17 protein-coding genes and 1 tRNA gene are annotated in these 19,629 nt (G+C 72.2%); 10 read left to right on the plus strand and 8 right to left on the minus strand.

Features of this window, described 5'->3' with window-relative positions; genetic code table 11:
- Position 1 precedes the first annotated feature (1 nt).
- Positions 2 to 1,684, minus strand: coding sequence for a thiamine pyrophosphate-binding protein (locus ACIBBD_RS09750; protein ID WP_399418793.1), 1,683 nt, complete (start codon positions 1,682 to 1,684; stop codon positions 2 to 4).
- Positions 1,685 to 1,860: 176 nt separating this feature from the next.
- Between ACIBBD_RS09750 and sucC the strand changes: the two genes are divergently transcribed.
- From sucC to ACIBBD_RS09800, 10 genes are all read left to right on the plus strand, one after another.
- Positions 1,861 to 2,991 carry an ADP-forming succinate--CoA ligase subunit beta gene (gene sucC / locus ACIBBD_RS09755; protein WP_399419094.1) on the plus strand — a complete coding sequence of 377 codons (1,131 nt, stop codon included), beginning with the start codon at positions 1,861 to 1,863 and terminating at the stop codon, positions 2,989 to 2,991.
- Between the two features lie 14 nt (positions 2,992 to 3,005).
- The gene (sucD, locus tag ACIBBD_RS09760; RefSeq protein WP_399418794.1) at positions 3,006 to 3,890 is read left to right on the plus strand and encodes a succinate--CoA ligase subunit alpha; all 885 of its coding nucleotides are present in this window, start codon (positions 3,006 to 3,008) and stop codon (positions 3,888 to 3,890) included.
- Positions 3,891 to 4,373: 483 nt separating this feature from the next.
- Positions 4,374 to 5,915: an aldehyde dehydrogenase family protein gene (locus tag ACIBBD_RS09765; RefSeq protein WP_399418795.1), complete on the plus strand. Its 1,542-nt coding sequence runs from the start codon at positions 4,374 to 4,376 to the stop codon at positions 5,913 to 5,915.
- 334 nt (positions 5,916 to 6,249) lie between these two features.
- A tRNA-Leu gene (locus ACIBBD_RS09770) sits at positions 6,250 to 6,334 on the plus strand.
- A 448-nt stretch (positions 6,335 to 6,782) separates the two neighbouring features.
- A complete protein-coding gene (locus ACIBBD_RS09775; RefSeq protein ID WP_399418796.1) occupies positions 6,783 to 7,955 on the plus strand; it encodes an ATP-binding protein in 1,173 nt (390 codons plus the stop codon).
- Positions 7,952 to 8,353, plus strand: a complete 402-nt coding sequence (locus tag ACIBBD_RS09780) for a roadblock/LC7 domain-containing protein (protein ID WP_399418797.1) — start codon at positions 7,952 to 7,954, stop codon at positions 8,351 to 8,353. The genes ACIBBD_RS09775 and ACIBBD_RS09780 overlap by 4 nt, the downstream gene beginning before the upstream one ends.
- Positions 8,350 to 8,727, plus strand: a complete 378-nt coding sequence (locus tag ACIBBD_RS09785) for a DUF742 domain-containing protein (protein WP_399418798.1) — start codon at positions 8,350 to 8,352, stop codon at positions 8,725 to 8,727. Before ACIBBD_RS09780 ends, ACIBBD_RS09785 begins: the two co-directional genes overlap by 4 nt.
- Positions 8,702 to 9,295, plus strand: a complete 594-nt coding sequence (locus tag ACIBBD_RS09790; RefSeq protein WP_399418799.1) for a GTP-binding protein — start codon at positions 8,702 to 8,704, stop codon at positions 9,293 to 9,295. The genes ACIBBD_RS09785 and ACIBBD_RS09790 overlap by 26 nt, the downstream gene beginning before the upstream one ends.
- 8 nt (positions 9,296 to 9,303) lie before the next feature.
- On the plus strand, positions 9,304 to 10,653 hold the full coding sequence (locus ACIBBD_RS09795; RefSeq protein ID WP_399418800.1) for a cytochrome P450: 1,350 nt from the start codon (positions 9,304 to 9,306) through the stop codon (positions 10,651 to 10,653).
- Between the two features lie 222 nt (positions 10,654 to 10,875).
- Positions 10,876 to 12,015: a tryptophan dimethylallyltransferase family protein gene (locus ACIBBD_RS09800; RefSeq protein WP_399418801.1), complete on the plus strand. Its 1,140-nt coding sequence runs from the start codon at positions 10,876 to 10,878 to the stop codon at positions 12,013 to 12,015.
- A gap of 202 nt (positions 12,016 to 12,217) precedes the next feature.
- Here the strand turns inward: ACIBBD_RS09800 and ACIBBD_RS09805 are convergent, their stop codons facing one another.
- The 7 genes from ACIBBD_RS09805 to ACIBBD_RS09835 form a co-directional block, all read right to left on the minus strand.
- The gene (locus tag ACIBBD_RS09805) at positions 12,218 to 13,504 is read right to left on the minus strand and encodes a flavin-containing monooxygenase (protein ID WP_399418802.1); all 1,287 of its coding nucleotides are present in this window, start codon (positions 13,502 to 13,504) and stop codon (positions 12,218 to 12,220) included.
- A gap of 126 nt (positions 13,505 to 13,630) precedes the next feature.
- Positions 13,631 to 14,338 (minus strand): GntR family transcriptional regulator, encoded by a 708-nt coding sequence (locus ACIBBD_RS09810; protein ID WP_399418803.1) that lies wholly within the window; start codon positions 14,336 to 14,338, stop codon positions 13,631 to 13,633.
- 135 nt (positions 14,339 to 14,473) lie between these two features.
- On the minus strand, positions 14,474 to 15,475 hold the full coding sequence (locus ACIBBD_RS09815; RefSeq protein WP_399418804.1) for a proline racemase family protein: 1,002 nt from the start codon (positions 15,473 to 15,475) through the stop codon (positions 14,474 to 14,476).
- A gap of 40 nt (positions 15,476 to 15,515) precedes the next feature.
- Positions 15,516 to 16,412, minus strand: coding sequence for a dihydrodipicolinate synthase family protein (locus tag ACIBBD_RS09820; RefSeq protein WP_399418805.1), 897 nt, complete (start codon positions 16,410 to 16,412; stop codon positions 15,516 to 15,518).
- A gap of 286 nt (positions 16,413 to 16,698) precedes the next feature.
- Complete coding sequence (locus ACIBBD_RS09825) at positions 16,699 to 18,156, minus strand: FAD-dependent oxidoreductase (protein WP_399418806.1); 1,458 nt, start codon at positions 18,154 to 18,156, stop codon at positions 16,699 to 16,701.
- A complete protein-coding gene (locus ACIBBD_RS09830; RefSeq protein WP_399418807.1) occupies positions 18,146 to 18,445 on the minus strand; it encodes a (2Fe-2S)-binding protein in 300 nt (99 codons plus the stop codon). Before ACIBBD_RS09830 ends, ACIBBD_RS09825 begins: the two co-directional genes overlap by 11 nt.
- Positions 18,442 to 19,596, minus strand: a complete 1,155-nt coding sequence (locus ACIBBD_RS09835; RefSeq protein WP_399418808.1) for an NAD(P)/FAD-dependent oxidoreductase — start codon at positions 19,594 to 19,596, stop codon at positions 18,442 to 18,444. The genes ACIBBD_RS09830 and ACIBBD_RS09835 overlap by 4 nt, the downstream gene beginning before the upstream one ends.
- Between the last annotated feature and the right edge of the window lie 33 nt (positions 19,597 to 19,629).

Here is a 19,629-nt window from a genome sequence, read left to right on the forward strand (position 1 = left end):
CTCACTTGTACATGGTCTGGTTCATGGTTCCGGGGGCGTACGCGTCGGGGTCGACCCAGACGTTGATCAGCGAGGGCTTGCCGGACTCGCGGGCGCGCCGCAGCGCGGGGCCGATGTCGGCGGGGTCGCGCACCTCCTCGCCGTGACCGCCCAGCATCTGCGCGAACTTGTCGTACTGGACGTCCCCGAGGGTGTTGCCGACCCGCTCGCGCTCCTTGCCGTACTTGGCGGCCTGGCCGTAGCGGATCTGGTTCATGGAGGAGTTGTTGCCGACGATGCCGACGAAGGGGAGGTCGTAACGGACGAGCGTCTCGAAGTCCCAGCCGGTCAGGGAGAACGCGCCGTCGCCGAAGAGGGCGACGACCTCCTTGTCGGGGCGGGCCTGCTTGGCCGCGAGCACGAACGGGACGCCGACGCCGAGGGTGCCCAGCGGGCCCGGGTCCATCCAGTGGCCCGGCGACTTGGGCTGCACGACCTGCCCGGAGAAGGTGACGATGTCGCCGCCGTCGCCGATGTAGATCGAGTCCTCGGTGAGGAAGTCGTTGATCTCACTGACCAGGCGGTAGGGGTGGATGGGTGAGGCGTCCGACCGCAGGTGCGGCAGGCGCTTGTCCAGCGCGCCCTGTTCGGCGGCGCGCAGTTCGTCGAGCCACTCCTTGCGCCTGGACGCCCCGCCGTCGAGGCGCCCGGAGGCCGCCTCGGTCACCGACTTCAGCACCAGGCCGGCGTCGCCGACGATGCCGAGGTCGATGTCGCGGTTCTTGCCGACGGTGCGGTAGTCGAGGTCGATCTGGACGACGGTCGCGTCGGGCGACAGCCGCTTGCCGTAGCCCATGCGGAAGTCGAAGGGCGTGCCGACGATGACGATGACGTCGGCGTTGGTGAAGGCGTAGCGGCGGGAGAGCTGGAAGTGGTGCGGGTCGCCCGGGGGCAGGGTGCCGCGGCCGGCGCCGTTCATGTAGGCGGGGATGTTCAGCGTGCGGACCAGCTCGACAGCTGCCTCGGTACCGCGGGTCGTCCACACCTGGCTGCCCAGGAGGATCGCGGGTTTCTCGGCGTGCACGAGGAGATCGGCGAGCCTCTCGACCGCCTCGGGGTCGCCGGCCGAGCGGGTCGAGGCGCGGTAGGCGCCGGACCGGGGCACGCGCGCCTTCGCCGCCGGCACCTTGGCGTCGAGGACGTCGCGCGGGATCTCCAGGAAGGACGGCCCGGGCGCGCCGTGGTAGCACTCGCGGAACGCCATGGACACCATGTCCGCCGCGCGCGCCGTGTCCGGCACGGTCGCCGAGAACTTGGTGATCGGCGCCATCATGTCGACGTGCGGCAGGTCCTGCAGGGACCCCATCTTGTGCTGGGTGAGCGCCCCCTGGCCGCCGATCAGCAGCATCGGGGACTCCGCGCGGAAGGCGTTGGCGACACCGGTGACGGCGTCGGTGGTGCCGGGGCCGGCCGTGACGACCGCGCAGCCGGGCTTGCCGGTGATGCGCGCGTAGCCGTCGGCGGCGTGGGCGGCGACCTGCTCGTGGCGGACGTCGACGACTTCTATGCCCTCGTCGACGCAACCGTCGTAGATGTCGATGATGTGGCCGCCGCAGAGGGTGTAGATGCGGTCGACTCCCTCGGCCTTCAGCGCCTTGGCAACGAGATGACCACCGGAAATCACGTCCTGGGTGTCGTCGGGCATGGCGAAGTCCTGTCCCTTCGTAGGGGGTTGGAAGGCTTTCGCGGTACATTGCATACAGTCGACGAATACTGTATGAATCTCGTTATCCCGCATCCGGTGGGTGGTGTCCAGGGGGCGTGCGGCACTTTCAGTCATCGGAGTTCGGCCTCGCGATGACTTCGCAGACGGGAGCCGAGATGGACCTGTACGAACACCAGGCAAGGGAACTCTTCGAGGAACACGGCATCTTGGTGCCGAGGGCCGAGGTGACCGACTCGCCCAAGGAGGCGCGGGAGATCGCCCGTCGGCTCGGTGGCCGCGTCGTCGTCAAGGCGCAGGTCAAGACGGGTGGCCGCGGCAAGGCGGGCGGCGTCAAGCTCGCCGCCGACCCGGCCGCGGCCGAACTGACCGCACGCCAGATCCTCGGTATGGACATCAAGGGGCACACGGTCGGCACGGTGATGGTGGCCCAGCCCGTCGACATCGACAGCGAGTTCTACGTCTCCTACGTCCTGGACCGAGCGGCCGGCCGTTTCCTCGCGATCGCCTCCGCCGAGGGCGGCATGGACATCGAGGAGGTCGCCACCGGCCGACCGGATGCCGTCGCCCGCGTACCCATCTCCCCGGCCGAGGGCGTCACGTCGGCGAAGGCGGCCGAGATCGCCGCAGCCGCCGGCCTGCCGCCGCAGACCGTCGACACCCTGGTACGGCTCTGGCAGGTCCTGGTCCGCGAGGACGCCCTCCTCGTCGAGGTCAACCCGCTCGTCCGTACCCGGCAGGGGCACCTGGTCGCCCTCGACGGCAAGGTCACCCTCGACGACAACGCCTCCTTCCGGCAGGCGCGCTGGGGCGACGCCGCCACCGAGGACGGCGACCCGTTGGAGGCGGCGGCCGCGGCCAAGGGCCTTCACTACGTCAGGCTGGATGGCGAGGTCGGCGTCATCGGCAACGGCGCCGGCCTCGTCATGTCCACCCTCGACGTGGTCGCGGCCTGCGGAGCGCGCCCCGCCAACTTCCTCGACATCGGCGGGGGAGCCTCGGCCCAGATCATGGCCGACGGCCTGTCCGTCATCCTGTCCGACCCCGCCGTGAGGTCGGTCCTCGTCAACGTCTTCGGCGGCATCACCGCCTGCGACGCGGTCGCCGAGGGCATCGTGCGCGCCCTGGACACCGTACGGCTGACCAAGCCGCTCGTCGTCCGCCTCGACGGCAACAACGCGGCCCGCGGACGCGCGATCCTCGACCAGCACCGCCATCCGCTCGTCGAGCAGGCCACCACCATGGACGGCGCCGCCCGCCGTGCCGCCCGACTCGCCACCGCAGCCTGAGGAGACCGGACGCCATGGCCATTCACCTCACCAAGGAGAGCAAGGTCCTCGTCCAGGGCATGACCGGCGGCGAGGGCATGAAGCACACCCGGCGCATGCTCGCGGCCGGCACGAACGTCGTCGGCGGCGTCAACCCGCGCAAGGCGGGCCGCACCGTCGACTTCGACGACCGGGCCGTCCCGGTCTTCGGGTCGGTCGCCGACGGTATGCGGTCGACCGGCGCCGATGTCACCGTCGTCTTCGTCCCGCCCGCCTTCGCCAAGGCGGCCGTCACCGAGGCCGCCGACGCCGGCATCGGCCTGGCCGTCGTCATCACCGAGGGCATCCCCGTCCACGACTCCGTCGCCTTCACCGCGTACGCCACGGCATGCGGCACGCGCGTCGTCGGACCCAACTGCCCCGGCCTGATCAGCCCCGGCCAGTCCAACGCCGGGATCATCCCGGCCGACATCACCAAACCCGGCCGTATCGGCCTGGTCTCCAAGTCGGGGACCCTGACGTACCAGCTCATGTACGAGCTGCGGGACGTCGGCTTCTCGACCTGCGTCGGCATCGGCGGCGACCCGGTCGTGGGCACCACCCACATCGACTGCCTGGCCGCCTTCGAGGACGACCCCGACACCGACCTCGTCGTCCTCATCGGCGAGATCGGCGGCGACGCGGAGGAACGGGCCGCGGCCTACGTCCGCGACCACCTCACCAAGCCGGTCGTCGGTTACATCGCCGGCTTCACCGCGCCCGAGGGCAGGACCATGGGGCACGCGGGGGCGATCGTGTCCGGTTCCTCGGGGACCGCGCAGGCCAAGAAGGAGGCGCTGGAGGCGGCCGGGGTGCGGGTGGGGAGCACACCGACCGAGACGGCGCGGCTCGTGCTGGACCTGCTCGGAAGCGGGGCGTGAGGTCCGCACCGCCATGGTGCCCCCACCGGTGGGGGCACCGGTGGGGGCACGCGCTCTTCGCCGGTGCTCCCTACCCACACCAAGGGATGCCAGGCCGCCCCGGTCGCCCCGGCGGCCCGGGGAGCCCGGCCCGACCGCCTCGGCAACACTGCCCAGCCGATCCCGCACCCGTGCCCGGCCGAGCCCGCCGCATCCTTGCCCGACCGTTCCCGCAGCCTGCCCAAACTCCCGGAGCCGGAGCCGGAGCCGGAGCCGGAGCCAGAGCCGGAGCCACAGGGCCAGGGCGAGAGCGACAGGACCATGGCCGGAGCAGCCACACGGCCGCAGTCAGAGAACCACCACCACGACCACCGCCGCCGCCCGGCAACCGCGGCAGCCCCGTCCGACCGGACCCTCACAGCCATGTCCGACCGGCCCCTCACAGCATGACCTTGCAGCCATGACCGACCGCCCCCGACCGTGCACCGAGAGCGGAGCAACCCGATGGCCACCACCCTCACCCTCAAATCAGGCACCTCCTGGTCCGACGCCTGGCGCCGCTGTCTCGCCGCCGCACCCGAGGCCTTCCGTGACGACCGGGTCCTCAACCTCTGGAACGGCGCCTGGCACGCGGACGGCCGGGCCCTGCCCGCCACCAGCCCGGTCGACGGCAGCCCCGTCGCCGGCCCGCCCCGCCTGGACCGGGCCACCGCCCACCAGGCGGTCCGCGCCTCGCTCGACCAGCACCGCGCCTGGCGGCACGTCCCGCTGGACGAACGCCGCGCCCGCGTGGCGGCCACCCTCGACGCCCTCGCCGCACACCGCGAACTCCTCGCACTGCTGCTCGTCTGGGAGATCGGCAAGCCCTGGCGGTCGGCGCAGGCCGACGTCGACCGGGCCGTGGACGGCGTGCGCTGGTACGTCGACGGCATCGAGGAGATGGCCGCCGGGCGGTCCCCGCTGGACGGCCCGGTGTCCAACATCGCGAGCTGGAACTACCCGATGAGCGTGCTCGTTCACGCGGTACTGGTCCAGGCCCTCGCGGGCAACGCGGTCATCGCCAAGGCCCCGACCGACGGCGGCGTCGCCTGTCTGACCCTGGCCTGCGCGCTGGCCGCACGCGAGGGCGTCCCGGTCACCCTCGTCAGCGGCAGCGGGGGCGAGCTGTCGGAAGTGCTGGTGCGGGCGCCCGAGATCGGCTGCGTCTCCTTCGTCGGCGGCCGCGACACCGGAGCCGCGGTGGCCACGGCCGTCGCCGACCTCGGCAAACGGCACATCCTCGAACAGGAAGGACTCAACACCTGGGGCATCTGGCACTACTCCGACTGGGACACGCTCACGGCGGTCGTTCCCAAGCTCTTCGACTACGGCAAGCAGCGCTGCACGGCGTACCCGCGCTTCGTCGTCCAGCGTGAGCTGTTCGACGCGTTCCTCGCGGCGTACCTCCCGGCGGTGCGCACACTGACCGTCGGACACCCGCTCGCCGTCGAAAAGCGCGACGACCCCTACCCGCGGCTCGACTTCGGGCCGGTCATCAACGCGGCCAAGGCCAAGGAACTGCACGACCAGGTCGCCGAGGCCGTCGACCGGGGCGCCGTCCCGCTGTACCGGGGGAGCCTCGCGGACGCCCGCTTCCTGCCCGGCCAGGACACCTCGGCGTACGTCCAGCCGGTCACGCTGCTCAACCCGCCGCCGTCCTCCCCGCTGTACCACGCGGAACCGTTCGGCCCGGTCGACACCATCGTCCTCGTCGACACGGAGGCGGAGCTGCTCGCCGCCATGAACGCCTCCAACGGCGCGCTCGTCGCCACGCTCTCCACGGACGACCGCACCACCTACGACCGGCTGGCCCCCCAGATCCGCGCCTTCAAGGTCGGCCACGGCGCGCCCCGCTCCCGCGGTGACCGCGACGAGCTCTTCGGCGGCTTCGGCGCGTCGTGGCGCGGAGCGTTCGTCGGCGGCGAGCTGCTGGTACGGGCGGTCACCCGGGGACCGGCGGGGGAGAGGCTGCCGGGGAACTTCCGGGAATACCAGCTCATGCCCTGACCTTCCCGGGCCGGGGGCGCCGACAGAGGCGGCGCCCCGGCCCGCGTCCGGTGCGGCGCAAGGCCGGGGACGCCGCCCGCGCAGGAGCCGCACGCACATCAGTGGACGCCCCCGCGTGTCCTCTTGAACCAAGTGGCCCGCGGCCCGGTGACAGTGACCGTTCGGTCACTCGCCGTCGTCCGCCGTCGTCCGCCGTCGACCGGCCCGAAACCGCCCGTCGGCCGGCCCCGGCCGGCGGCCCGGCCAGCGGATACGCAGGTGAAAGGCACTCCGAAAGCTTGGTATTGTTGTCCATGTCGCCGCGGGGAACACCCCGCACAGCGGCAGACACCTGGTCCGGGTGGCGGAATGGCAGACGCGCTAGCTTGAGGTGCTAGTGCCCTTTATCGGGCGTGGGGGTTCAAGTCCCCCCTCGGACACTTATCACTCTCCGTGGCGAGCGGATGTCGCTCGGTGAGTGACCACGGCAGTCACACGACCCGTATCCGGGATTCCCGGATACGGGTTTTGTCGTTTCATTACCTCTCGTTTCCCTTCGGTTTCCGGAAAAGGTTCCGTACATCTCTATTACCTCCCCAATGGGGCGGAAGCGCGTTTATCGGTTGTCCCGGAGGCGGGCTGTCGCCCCGCTGTCGGCCTTCTGTCTGATGGGTCGTCAATGCCCGTCATAGGCCCCTATGTTGGCTGTCGGTGAGTGCATCGTGTGGTGATACGATCACCGCGCTTGTAGAGCGGGCGGATGGGTGCAAGACGACATCTCCGACTACGGGGACAGTCCGGGCGGTCACCCCGGTGCGGGCGGTCCGCCGGTCCACCCGCATTGACGGGAATTCAGCAACTGGCCGTCAGTCGCCTGAAGAGAGTCTTATGACTGATTACATACAGAACCCGGTACTCTGGGCTCTCCTCGTCGCCGTACTCGTCGCAGTCGCCACCATTGTTCGTCAGCGCAGGGCGACGCGGACGTTAAGGCAGGAGTTCGCAGATCTCCGGGATCGGCACGCCGAGCTGGAGAACGGGTACGCGAAATCCGTCGAGGCAGCTCAGGAAAGAGCCGAAGAGGCAACGAAAACGGTCCTCAAATCCGCCATGCGGACGCTTCAGGGCCTTGCCGCGGAGCAGCAGTTGATTGTCTCCCGGCTGCAGAACAAATACGGCGAGTCGGTCATCCTCCAGGATCTGCTGGAGATCGACCACACGAACTCCCAGTTCGGCCGCCGTGCCCAGTCCATCGCCGTGCTCTGCGACGGCTGGCTGGGTCGCCAGCGCGACGTGGCCTCGGTGTACGACGTGGTCCGCAGCGCGCAGGGAAGGATCCGCCATTTCCGGCGGGTGGAAATTCTCTCGCAGGTCGACTTCGGCATCACGAGCCGCGCCGTCGAACCGGTGGCGCTGGCTCTCGCGGAACTCCTCGACAACGCCACGAGCTATTCGAGCCCGGACACCGTCGTCGAAATCAACATTCGCACCGTGCCCAAGGGTATTTGCATCGTCGTCGACGACGCCGGTGTCGGTATGAACGACGAAGAGCGGGCCCGCGCGGAGAAACTTCTCTCCAGCGAACGCGTCTCCGGTGTCTCCGGACTCGGTAACCCCCCGCAGTTCGGCTTCGCGGTGATCGGCGTGCTCGCCGAACGCTTCGGCTTCGAGGTGTCCGTCGACTCGACGTCGCCCTACGGCGGTGTGCGGGCGGTCCTCCTCCTCCCGCACGACCTGCTCACCAGCGCGCCCGAACAGAAGGAGCCGGCCCCGGTCGTTCCCGCTGCCGCCACCCCCGCCCGCGGCGGCCCGGAACCCGCCCCGGTCCCGAGCACCACCACCGCCGACGGGCTGCCCAAGCGGCGCCGGAAGCGGCCGATGGCCATCGTGCCGGGCAGCGCGTCGAACGCCCCCGCCTCCGCCCGCTCGGGCGCGGAGCGGGCGTCGATCATGGGCGCCTTCCAGCGCGGCACCCAGTCCGGCCGGGCCACGCACACGGACCCCGCGGAACAGTCGAGCAGCACACGTGGCGCAAGCAGTGAAGGGCATGAGGTCTCGTGAACGACGATCTGTCATGGATGCTGGACAGCGCCCTGGAGATTCCCGGGGCCCTGCACGCCGTCCTGATCTCCGCCGACGGCCTGTTGATGGCCCGGACGCAGGACTTCGACAAGGACGACGCCGACCGCGTGGCCGCGGCGATGAGCGGCGTGCAGTCGCTCAGCCGCTCCCTCGCCTTCTTCTGCGAGGACGCGCAGCAGCGGTGGCGGCAGACGCTGGTCGAGTTCGACGGGGGCTGGGTCTTCCTGATATCCGCGGGTGAGGGCGCCTACCTCGGCGTGTCCGCCTCCCCGGACGTCGACATGGCGGACATCACCTTCCGGATGCAGCAGCTCGTCGGCCAGCTCGGCAAGGCCCTGACGACGCCGCCGCGCGAGAACCTCGGCGCACGGTCATGACCGGTTTCGACGAACTGGAGCCGCAGACACCGGAATTAGTGCGTCCGTACGTCATCACCAAAGGGCGCGGACTGCCCGACGAGGAGCAGCTCTCCCTCATCACGCTGGTCACGGCCGCCGCGGACCAACAGCAGCGGCCCACCCGGCTGTCCCCGGAGGAACAGAGCCTGCTCGACCTGTGCTCCGCCGGCTACCTCTCGGTCGCCGAGATCGCGGGGCACACCCAACTGCCCCTCGGCGTGGTGAAGATCCTCCTCGCCGCCCTCACCGAGGGCGGCTACCTCATCACCCGCCCACCCGTACAGCGGGCCCCGCTCGCCGACCGGGAGATCCTGGAGGAGGTGCTGAATGGTCTCAGGGCCAAGTTTGGATGAGCAGGCGTACGTCCGCGGCGGTGCGACGCAGACGGCCGTGAAGATCCTCGTCGTCGGTCACTTCGCGGTCGGCAAGACCACGTTCATCGGGGCGATCTCCGAGATCGAACCGCTGACCACCGAAGAGACGATGACGCGGGCCGCCGAGTCCATCGACGACCTCAAGGGCGTCCAGGGCAAGACCACCACCACGGTCGCCATGGACTTCGGCCGCCTGACCATCAGCGACCGCGTCGTGCTCTACCTGTTCGGAACGCCGGGCCAGCAGCGCTTCGTGCAGATGTGGGAGGACATGGCCCGCGGCGCGCTCGGCGCCCTGGTGCTCGTCGACCCCGAGCGACTCGCGGACTCCTTCGCCGTGATCGACCTGATCGAGCAGTACGGACTCGACTACGCCATCGCCGTCAACCACTTCGACGGCACCCCCCTGCGGGACGAGAGAGCCCTGCGCGAGGCGCTGGACCTGCTCGACGACACCCCCGTCGTCACCTGCGACGCGCGGGACGAGCAGTCGTCGGCCGAAGCGCTCATCACCCTCGTCCGCCACCTGCAGGACCGTGCCCACTAGGAGCAGACATGGACCACCCCACCGCTCCCGTGCCCCCGCCCGGGTGCCCGGCGCACAACTCCGGCGGCCGAGTGCCGCTGTACGGGCCGGAGTTCGCGGCCGACCCGCAGGCGTACTACACCTACATGCGCCACTACGGGCCGACCGCGCCCGTCGAACTCGCCCCCGGAGTCGAGGCGACCCTCGTCACCGACTACGCCACCGCGCTCCAGCTCCTTCAGGACTCCGGCTCGTTCCGCAAGGACGCGCGCCGCTGGCGCCACTTCAACGAGGGCAAGATCGCCCCCGACAGCCCGGTCGCACCCGTGCTGGCCTACCGCCCCAACTGCATGTTCAGCGACGGCGCCGAGCACCTGAGGCTGCGTCAGGCCGTCACCGACAGCATGGCCCGCGTCGACTCGAGCAAGCTGAGCCGGAGCACCGAACAGGTCTCCGACTACCTCATCTCCCAGTTCGGTTCCCGCGGTTCGGCCGACCTGCTCGGCGACTACGCCAAGCAGCTGCCGCTGTTCGTGTTCAACGAGCTCTTCGGCTGCCCCGCCGACATCGGCGACCGCGTCGTGTACGGCATCACCGGCATGTTCGACGGCGTCAACGCCGAGCGCGCGATGGGGGTGCTGTTCGGGGCCGTCGGCGAACTGGTGGCGCTCAAGCGGTCCCGGCCCGGCGAGGACGTCACCTCCTGGCTGATGCAGCACCAGTCCGCCCTCACCGACGAGGAGATGGTCCACCAGCTCGCCCTGCTGCTGGTGGGGGGCAACGAACCGCTGCGCAACCTCATCGGCAACACCCTGCACCGGCTCCTCACCCATGACGCGTACGCCCACCAGGGCGGTCTGATCGACGAGGCGATCGACGACACGTTGTGGGAGAACCCGCCCATGCAGAACCTCGCACCGCACTACCCGGCCTCCGACATGGAGTTCGCCGGGCAGCAGTTCCAGGCGGGCGACCTGGTGCTGGTCAGCTTCGCGGCCGCCAACACCGGTCCGGCGCTGACGGCCGCACGCCAGGCGGGCAGCAACCGCGCGCATCTCGCGTGGAGCGCGGGCCCGCACGCCTGCCCGTCCAAGGAGCCGGCCCGGCAGATCACGGTGACCGCCATCGAGAACCTGCTCAACAAGCTCCCCGACGTCGAACTGGCGGTACCGGAGGACAGCCTGACCTGGCGCCCCGGCCCCTTCAACCGGGGTCTCGCCGCCCTGCCCGCCCGTTTCACCCCCGTCACGACCGGGCGCCGGCCCGCCGCCCAGGCCCGCGCCGAGGAGTCCGCCCGTCCCGAGCCCGGCCAGCAGGCGGGGCGCAAGTCCGAACGCAGTGGCGTGTGGAGCCAGTTCCTCAACTGGCTGACGAGGTGATTCACACAACATCCGCCGACTTCCCACCGTTGTATGAAGTTTCAACCTCGGGGGTAGTGAGCCCTGCGGTAATCCGTGTTGCTCACGAGCCGAAGGAAGTGCCGTGGACCACATATCCACCGACCCGGACCTCATACAACAGCCCGTCGTCCTGAGCCTCCCGATACCCGCCTTCGCAGGCGGGTATCTTCTTGCCCGCTCCGGCCCGCGGCGGGAGGGCCGGTGACCGCCCGCCGGCCGGGCTCCGCGACGCCTCCCGGTCCCGACACCGTGGGCGGTCGTACGGCGCGCCAGTTGCTGCGGCTGTGCGAGGTCGCGGGCCTGGACACCGCGGACTCCGAGGCCTACGCGCTCACCCTGACCGAGATGCTGGGAGGGGTCGCCGAGCGGCCGCTGGACCTGCCGCCCGCCTGGCCGACGTTCCTCTCCGACGACCACACGCCGGTGGAGTTCTCGCTGGCCTTCGTGCCGGGCGGGGCGCCGACCCTGCGGGTGCTGCTGGAACCGGGGTGCGGCGCGGGCGGTCTGGCGCGCAACGGGCGCACCGGCCTGCGCGCCGTCCGGAAGGCGGCGCGGCGCTGGGGTGTCGCGACGGACCGGCTCGACGAGCTGGAGGACCTGTTCTTCCCGCCCTCGCCCAAGGGCCCGCTGGCGCTGTGGTGCGCGCTGGAACTCAGACCCGGCGGCGTGCCCAGGGTCAAGGTGTACCTGAACCCGGCGGCCTCCGGGCAGAATCGTGCCGCCGGAACCGTGGCCGAGGCGCTGCACCGGCTCGGCCACCGGGAGGCGTTCGCCGCGCTGCCGCCGGGCGACCGACACCTGTTCTTCGCCCTGGACCTGGGCGACTGGCAGGAACCCAGGGTGAAGGTCTACCTCGCGCACCACGACCTGTCGGCGGCGCAGGCGGGTGCCCTGTCCCGCATGGCGGGCGGGGCCCCACCCGCTCAGACCGAGGCCTTCTTCCGGATCGCGACCGGCGACGAGGCCCGAGGCCCGGACGACGCCGGACCGGTCCGCCGGCCCGTCCAGTCCTGCCACGCCTTCACCGAGACGGCGACCGGCCTGCCCAGCGGCTTCACCCTCTACGTCCCGGTCCGCGACCACGTCCGGCACGACGGTGAGGCCCTGGCCCGCGCCACGGCCCTGCTCGGACACCACGGCCTCGACCCCACCCCGCTGGTGCGGGCGCTGGACGCCGTCACCTCGCGCCGGCCCGAGGAGGGCGTGGGGCTCATCGCCTACCTGGCGCTCGCCCACCAGCAGGGTCGTCCGCCCCGAGTGACGACGTACATCTCCTCGGAGTCGTACGAGGTCCGCCCGCCCGTCGGCCTGGTGCCCGCCGAGGCCGCGACCGCGGGGTAACGGCGGGACAGCGGGACCTGTGCGGGGGGAGCCGTACGCCGATGTCGCCGAACCGCTCCCCTCGATCCACGGCGACGCCCCGCCGCACGCGCGCCCGGACCGGACCGTCCGGCCGGCGGCGCGACCGAGGGGCCGGCCACGGAGGGAGACCCCCCGCGTGTGCCGACCCCATGAGGACTCGCGCCGTGCCTCTGACGCCTGCTCAGTCCCCTTGCAGTTCCTGCAGATACGGCGCCACGTTCACCTGGATCGAGGCGCTCTCCGCCTGGCCGTACTGGCCCGCGATGCCGCTCAGGTACGTGGCGATCTCCTTGCGCATGACCTCGGGCTCCGGCAGCACCGACCGGCCGGTGACGATCCGGGCGATCCAGCGGGACTGCGCCTCCACGAGCCGGGTGATGGAGCCGTGCGGGCGCACCAGGCCGACGAAGTACAGGCCGGGGTGGCCAGGCGCGACGACCCGCTTGTACAGCTCGACGGAGCCCCGCGGTCCGATCGGGCAGTCCGGGGGCAGGAACGGGAAGGCCATGCGGTACCCGGTGCAGTAGACGATCGCGTCGGCCCGCGCTGACGAGCCGTCGGTGAAGACCACACGAGGGCCGTCGAGGAAGTCGATGGCGGGCTTCGGGGTGACCCCGCCGTGGCGGATGCGGCTGAGGATGTCGTCCGAGATGGTCACGGCCGAGGCGAAGATCGGGTGGTCCGGCTCGGGCAGTCCGTAGTCCGAGAGCTTGCCGCGGGCGACGAGCAGGGCCTGTTCGATGAAACGGCGTTGTTCGTCCAGGGACATGGCCGTCCACCACGGCGCCTCGGCGACCTCGTCGAGCGGCATGCCGAAGAGCTGCTTGGGCAGGACGTGCAGCCCCCGGCGCACGGACAGCAGGGTCTGCGCGGCGTACCGGGAGAGGTCCGCGGCGATGTCCACGGCGGAGGCGCCGAGCCCCACGACGACGACGTCCTGTCCGGTGTGGTCACTGCCGTCGCGGTAGTCGATGGCGTGCAGAATCGTTCCTGTGAACGTGTCGTGACCGGCGGGCGGCGTCGGCAGGGACGGCTCGGTGTTGTGCCCCGAGGCCACGATCACCTGGGCGAAACTCCGTGAGGTCCGCCCGCCGCGGGCGTCCACGGCGACGACCGTCCAGGAACCGTCGTCCTCCCGCCGCACCGATTCGACGGTCGTCTCGAGTTCGATGTGGTCCAGCACGTCGGCCCACTCGGCGAACGAGCGCAGGTAGGAGGCGACCTGGCTGTGCCGGGGGTAGACGGGGTACGAGGCAGGCATCGGGTGGTCGGCGTAACCGGTGAGTTGCTTCGTGGTGTTGAGGTGGAGCGACAGGTAGCCCGGCCCGCGCTCGCCGGCCTGCGGCCGACGCCAGATCCCGCCGACGTCGGACGCCTTCTCGAGGCAGACGAAGTCGACTCCCGCCGCCTTGAGGGCGTGCGCCGCCGCCAGTCCCGACAGGCCTGCACCGATCAGGCACACACTCACGGATTCCCCCACAGGAAAGACACGACTCTTGCGCACACGCGCAATGCCTGCCCATCCGGCACTCTCCTCACGCCAGCGACGAAGATCACAGAAGTCGCTCTTGTGCCGGGCAGCGGCCCGGTGTCCCTAGGGGTGCGCGGACGCCCACAACCCCCGGACATGCCCCAGGTGCCGGGTCATGACCTCCTGTACGGCCCGCTCGTCACGGGCCAGCAGGGCGTCCAGGAGTTCCAGGTGCTCCTCGGCGGAGGCCAGCAGACGGCCGGAGGCCGAGAGGGCGGTCAGACCGTAGAGGCGGGCGCGGCCGCGCAGGTCGCGGACCACCTCGACGAGGTGGGCGTTGCCGGCGAGGGCGAGCAGTCCGAGGTGGAAGCGGGTGTCGGCCTCGACGTAGGCGATGAGATCGCCCGCCACCGCCGCGGTGACGATCTCGCGGGCCGCGGGGCGCAGCGCCTCCAGTGACACCGGGTCGGCGGTCGTCGCCAGGGCGACCACCGTCGGGATCTCGATGAGCGCGCGGACCTGGGTGTACTCGTCGAGCTGCCGGTCGGAGACCTCGGTGACCCGGAACCCCTTGTTGGGGACCGCGTCGACCAGGCCCTCCTTCGCGAGATCCAGCATCGCCTCCCGCACCGGGGTCGCCGAGACGCCGAAGCGGGCGGCCAGGGTGGGCGCCGAGTACACCTCGCCCGGCCGCAGTTCACCCGCGATCAGCGCGGCCCGCAGCGCGTCGGCGACCCGTTCGCGGTAGCTGTTGCGGCGGCCGCCGAGCACGGGCAGAGCGGGTGCGGGCACGGCCGCGGCGGTCGAGGAGCTGCTGCGGGGGGCGGCCATGGAGGGTCTCCTTGGTGGGCGCTGTGCCATGTCACGTGTCATCAGTATCCACGGCTGTCTGCCATGGCCCGGCCCGGGAGCGGACGCGCGGACTCTGTATGCGATACGCGGCATGTCGTCGACCCGGGAACGGGGTCACAGCACGAATCCGGCCGGGAACGGGTCCGTCGGGTCCAGCAGGTACTGGGCCGTGCCGGTGATCCAGGCCCGGCCGGTGAAGCTGGGCAGGACCGCGGGTACGCCGGCGACATCCGTCGTGCCGAGCAGCCGGCCGGTGAAACGGGTGCCGATGAACGACTCGTTCACGAACTCGGTGTGCAGGGGCAGTTCACCCCGCGCGTGCAGTTGCGCCATGCGCGCGCTCGTCCCCGTACCGCAGGGGGAGCGGTCGAACCAGCCGGGGTGGATGACCATCGCGTGCCGGGAGTGGCGGGCGGTGGAACCGGGCGCGTACAGGTGGACGTGATGGCAGCCCCGGATGGACGGGTCCTCGGGATGGACGGGCTCCCCCTCGGCGTTGACGGCCGCCATCAGCGACAGCCCGGCCCGCAGGATGTCGTCCTTGCGAGCACGGTCGAAGGGCAGCCCGAACCGCTCCAGCGGCAGGACGGCGTAGAAGTTCCCGCCGTAGGCGAGGTCGTACGTCACCGTCCGGCCGTCGGGCAGGGTGATCGCGCGGTCCAGGGCGACCGCGAACGACGGGACGTTGTGCAGGGTCACCGCGGTGGCCGCGCCGTCGCGCACCGCCACCCGCGCGACCACCACGCCCGCCGGGGTGTCCAGGCGGATGGTCGTGACGGGTTCGACGACCTCGACCATGCCGGTCTCCACGAGCACCGTCGCCACGCCGATCGTGCCGTGCCCGCACATCGGCAGATAGCCGGAGACCTCGATGTAGACGACGCCCCAGTCGCAGTCCGGACGGGTGGGCGGCTGAAGGATCGCGCCGCTCATCGCGGAGTGGCCGCGCGGCTCGTTCATCAGCAACTGCCGGATGCCGTCCCGGTGGTCACGCAGGTGCAGCCGCCGCTCGTTCATGGTCGCGCCGGGGATGGTGCCGATCCCGCCGGTGATCACGCGGGTGGGCATGCCCTCGGTGTGCGAGTCGACGGCGTGCAGGACGAGTGTGCTGCGCATGGCTTCCCTTTCCCGCCGGTGGCGATGTGCGCGGCCGGCGTCACGCGAGGCCCGCGGCGAGCGCCTTCTCGGTGGCCGCGCGGACGGCCGCCTCCTGCTCCGGCAACAGCGGTACGCGCGGCGGCCGGCAGCGTCCGCCGTGCCGGCCGACGACGTCCATCGACAGTTTGATGGCCTGGACGAACTCCACCCGCGAGTCCCAGCGCAGCAGCGGGTGCAGCTGACGGTACAGGGGCAGCGCGGTGGTGAGGTCCCCGGCGACGGTGGCACGGTACAGCTCCACCGACGCCCGGGGCAGCGCGTTCGGGTAGCCGGCCACCCAGCCCTTCGCGCCGGCCACCGCCAGCTCCAGCAGGACGTCGTCGGCGCCGACCAGCAGGTCGAGGTCCGGGGCGAGTTCGGCGATCCGGTAGGCGCGGCGGACGTCACCGGAGAACTCCTTGACACCCTGCACGAGACCCTCGCCGTGCAGCAGGGCGAGCAGTTCGGGCACGAGGTCGACCTTGGTGTCGACCGGGTTGTTGTACGCCACGACCGGCAGCCCCGCCTGCGCGACCTCCGCGTAGTGCGCCACGACCGCGCGCTCGTCGGCGCGGTAGGCGTTGGGCGGCAGCAGCATCACCGCCCCGCATCCCGCCTCCCGCGCCTGCTCGGCCCAGCGGCGCGCCTCCGCCGCACCGTACGCGGCGACTCCGGGCATGACCCGCTCCCCGCCGATCGCGGCCACCGCGGTCTCGACGACCTTGGCGCGCTCCTCGGGCGTGAGCACCTGGTACTCGCCGAGCGAACCGTTGGGCACGACGCCGTCGCAGCCGTTCGCCACCAGCCAGGCGCAGTGCTCGGCGTAGCGGTCGTGGTCGACGCGGAGATCGTCGTCGAGGGGGAGGGCGGTGGCGACGAGGACGCCGTGCCAGGGGCGGGGATGGGGAGCGGTCATGGGGAGAGCCTCTCTTCCGGGGGTGGCGGGTGATCGAGGTGGTAGGTGATCGAGGTGGCGCGGGCGGTCCAGGTGGCGGGCGGTCGAGATGGGCGGTCCAGGTGGCGGGCGAATCCAGGTGGTGGGCGGCGTGGCGGGCCGTCCAGGTGGTGGGCCGTGCGGGAGGCGGGTCACCCTGGAGCAGGGTCACCCGGGGGCGTGTCGGTCATCGAGGTGGTGCCCTGCGGGGGGCGTCGGACAGAGGGGGTGGCACAGCGAGGGGCACACAGGGGTGGCGTGTGACATATCACTGGGGCTGCGGCGGCGGCTCGCCATGACATCGCCCTGGGTCGGGCGCCGCGGCCAGCACGCCCAGGGGCACGGGGCGGGCCAACAGCCGCCGTGCCGGGATGAGAGCGCACCCGGCGACCCCCGCGACACCGGGCTCGCACATCCGGCCCTGGCACCAGCCCATGCCCGCCCGGGTCAGCAGTTTCACGGTGCGCAGATCGCCCGCGCCCAGGCCGCCGACGGCCTCCCGGACGGCACCGGCGGTGACCTCCTCGCACCGGCACACGACCGTCGCGTCGGTCACCCGCTCGGCCCACCGCACAGGTGCCGCGTACACGCCGTCGAGTTCGGCGGAGAACGCCCGCAGCCGGGCACGGGACCGCGCGGCCGCGGCCCAGGTGCGCGGGTCGGGTGCGGTACCGCTCAGGCGGGCCGCGGCGGACCGTCCGGCGATGTGGCCCTCGGCCAGCGACAGGCCCGCGCCTCCGACCCCGGTGGTCTCGCCCGCGGCCCATACGCCGGGGACGTCGGTGCGCTGTTCGTCGTCGACGCGCACGCCGGGCCCGTCGAGGCGGCAGCCGAGCCCTTCGGCGAGATCGGTGTGCGGCAGCAGGCCGTGGCCGACGGCGAGGGCGTCGCAGGCCAGCCGCCGTTCGGTACCGGCCACCGCTCGGCCCTCGGTGTCGAGTGCGGCGACGGTCACCGACTCCAGACGCTCCCGGCCGTGGGCCTCCACGACCGCGTGACGCGCCATCACCCGCGTGCGGGAGAGCAGGAGCCGGGTGGCGTAGCCCGCGGCCTCGACGAGCTTGGCGGGTTCCGCGATCAAGGCGCGGGCACGGCGTACGGAGTCCCCCGGTCCTCCCGGCCGGCCCACGACGGCCCGCGGGTCGGCCGACTCGACGAGTGCCGTGACGCGGGCGCCCGCCGCCGCGAGTCCGGTGGCGACGGGCAGGAGCAGGGGACCCGTACCGGCCACGACGGCCGTGCGGCCCGGCAGGGCGAGGCCGCCCTTCAGCATGGCCTGCGCGCCGCCTGCGGTGACCACGCCCGGCAGGGTCCACCCGGGAAACGGCAGGACCCTCTCGTACCCGCCGGTCGCCAGGAGCACCCCGTCGGCGCGGACCGTCACGCCCCTCTCCTGCTCCGGGCCGAGCAGCGCGTGCACCGTGAACCCGGCCGGCTCGCGCTCCACGCACCACACATGGTGGTCGCTCAGGTGCGTGACGCGTCCGGCGGCGAGGTGGGCGTCCAGGCCTTCGCCCAGCCGCTGCCACGTACGCCACTGGTGGTGGAGGGCCTGGGGGCGCCGGGCACCGAGGCGGTGGGCGGGCCGGCGGTAGAACTGTCCTCCCGGCTCCGCGGCGGAGTCGACCACGACGACGTGAACGCCCCGCGCGGCGGCCGCCAGCGTGGCGGCGAGCCCCGCCGGACCGGCCCCGACCACCGCGAGCACCGGCCGCTCAGTCGTCATGGCCCGTTCCCTCCTGCGTACGGACGTCCGTGCCCGGCACGGCCGGGACCAGGCAGGCCCGCTGGTTGGGGCGGCCGTCGACGGTCACCAGGCAGTCGAAGCACACGCCGATCCCGCAGAACACACCGCGGGGCCGGCCGTCGTTGCGCGTGGTCCGCCAGGAGGTGACGCCCGCCGACCAGAGCGCGGCGGCGACCGTCTGGCCGGGCAGCGCCTCGATCTCCCGGCCGTCGAACGTGACGGCGAACGGGGGGCCGGGGCGGGCCCGGACCAGCTTCAGGGGGTTCACGGCGCGGCCTCCTCGGGGAAGCGGTCGGGGCGCAACGGCGCGAGGTCCAGGTCGGGGGTCTTCCCGGTCAGCGTCTGCGCGATCAGGTGCCCGGTGCCGGTCGCGAGACCGATGCCCGCGCCCTCGTGGCCGCAGGCGTGGAACAGGCCGGGCACCCGCGGGTCCGGGCCGACGGCTGGCAGGTGGTCCGGCAGGTAGGGGCGGAAGCCGAGGTAGGCCCGCACGGCCCGGACGTGCGCCAGGAACGGGAAGAGCCGGGTCGCCCCCGCCGCCAGCTCGCGGACCACCGGCAGGGAGAACGACCGGTCGAAGCCGACCCGTTCACGGCTCGCGCCGATCAGCACGGGCCCGGCCGCGGTCCCCTCGACGACCGGTGAGGTCTGCAGGGCGGCCGAGTCGCTGGCGACGTCGGCCACGTAGTCGGCCGCGTACACCTTGTGCCGCACGCGGCGCGGCAGCGGCTCGGTGACCAGGACGAAGCCGCGGCGGGGCAGGACGGGCAGGGTGACCCCGGCGAGCGCGGCGACCTCACCGCCCCAGGTGCCGGCCGCGTTCACCACGGCCGGCGCGAGGACGTCACCGCGGTCGGTGCGTACGCCGCGCACGGCACCGTCGGTCCCGCGCAGTACGCCGGTCACCGTGCGGCCGGTCGCCAGGCGCGCCCCGGACGCCCGCAGCAGGTGGGCGGCGGCCAGAGTGGGCATGACCTGGGCGTCCTGGGGATACAGGACGCCGCCCGCGAGGTCCGGCGCCGCATACGGTTCGGCGTCGCGCAGCCGGTCGGCGGCCACGTCGCACGTCTCCACCCCGGCCGCGCGCTGTCCCGCCGCCCGCGCGGTCAGGGCGGCCAGCGCCTCGGGCGTGCCGGCGACGACGAGGCCGCCCTTCGCCTCGTACTCGACCGCCCCGCCCAGCTCTCGCGCCAGCGCGCTCCACAACCGGGCGGACAGCAGGGCCAGTTCGAGTTCGGGGCCGGGCTCCTTGTCGGAGACGAGGAGGTTGCCCTCGCCCGCGCCCGTCGTGCCGCCGGCCACCGGCCCGCGGTCCACCACGACGACGTCCAGCCCGGCACGCGCCGCGTACAGCGCGCAGGCGGCACCCACCATGCCGGCGCCGACGACCACGACGTCACAGCTCGGTCGGTTGGTCACGCCAGTAATATGTCACATGGTGCTGGGGGAGGG

Origin of the sequence: Streptomyces sp. NPDC051315, from assembly GCF_044455165.1 — a bacterium.
Lineage (GTDB): Bacteria > Actinomycetota > Actinomycetes > Streptomycetales > Streptomycetaceae > Streptomyces.

Excerpts from the sequence above, each read along its gene's own strand:
- ACIBBD_RS09795 (WP_399418800.1), top strand. The coding sequence starts at position 9,304 with ATGGACCACCCCACCGCTCCCGTGCCCCCGCCCGGGTGCCCGGCGCAC.
- ACIBBD_RS09775 (WP_399418796.1), top strand. The coding sequence starts at position 6,783 with ATGACTGATTACATACAGAACCCGGTACTCTGGGCTCTCCTCGTCGCC.
- ACIBBD_RS09750 (WP_399418793.1), bottom strand. The coding sequence starts at position 1,684 with ATGCCCGACGACACCCAGGACGTGATTTCCGGTGGTCATCTCGTTGCC.
- sucC (WP_399419094.1), top strand. The coding sequence starts at position 1,861 with ATGGACCTGTACGAACACCAGGCAAGGGAACTCTTCGAGGAACACGGC.
- ACIBBD_RS09815 (WP_399418804.1), bottom strand. The coding sequence starts at position 15,475 with ATGCGCAGCACACTCGTCCTGCACGCCGTCGACTCGCACACCGAGGGC.
- ACIBBD_RS09790 (WP_399418799.1), top strand. The coding sequence starts at position 8,702 with ATGGTCTCAGGGCCAAGTTTGGATGAGCAGGCGTACGTCCGCGGCGGT.
- sucD (WP_399418794.1), top strand. The coding sequence starts at position 3,006 with ATGGCCATTCACCTCACCAAGGAGAGCAAGGTCCTCGTCCAGGGCATG.
- ACIBBD_RS09820 (WP_399418805.1), bottom strand. The coding sequence starts at position 16,412 with ATGACCGCTCCCCATCCCCGCCCCTGGCACGGCGTCCTCGTCGCCACC.
- ACIBBD_RS09810 (WP_399418803.1), bottom strand. The coding sequence starts at position 14,338 with ATGGCCGCCCCCCGCAGCAGCTCCTCGACCGCCGCGGCCGTGCCCGCA.
- ACIBBD_RS09785 (WP_399418798.1), top strand. The coding sequence starts at position 8,350 with ATGACCGGTTTCGACGAACTGGAGCCGCAGACACCGGAATTAGTGCGT.
- ACIBBD_RS09765 (WP_399418795.1), top strand. The coding sequence starts at position 4,374 with ATGGCCACCACCCTCACCCTCAAATCAGGCACCTCCTGGTCCGACGCC.
- ACIBBD_RS09825 (WP_399418806.1), bottom strand. The coding sequence starts at position 18,156 with ATGACGACTGAGCGGCCGGTGCTCGCGGTGGTCGGGGCCGGTCCGGCG.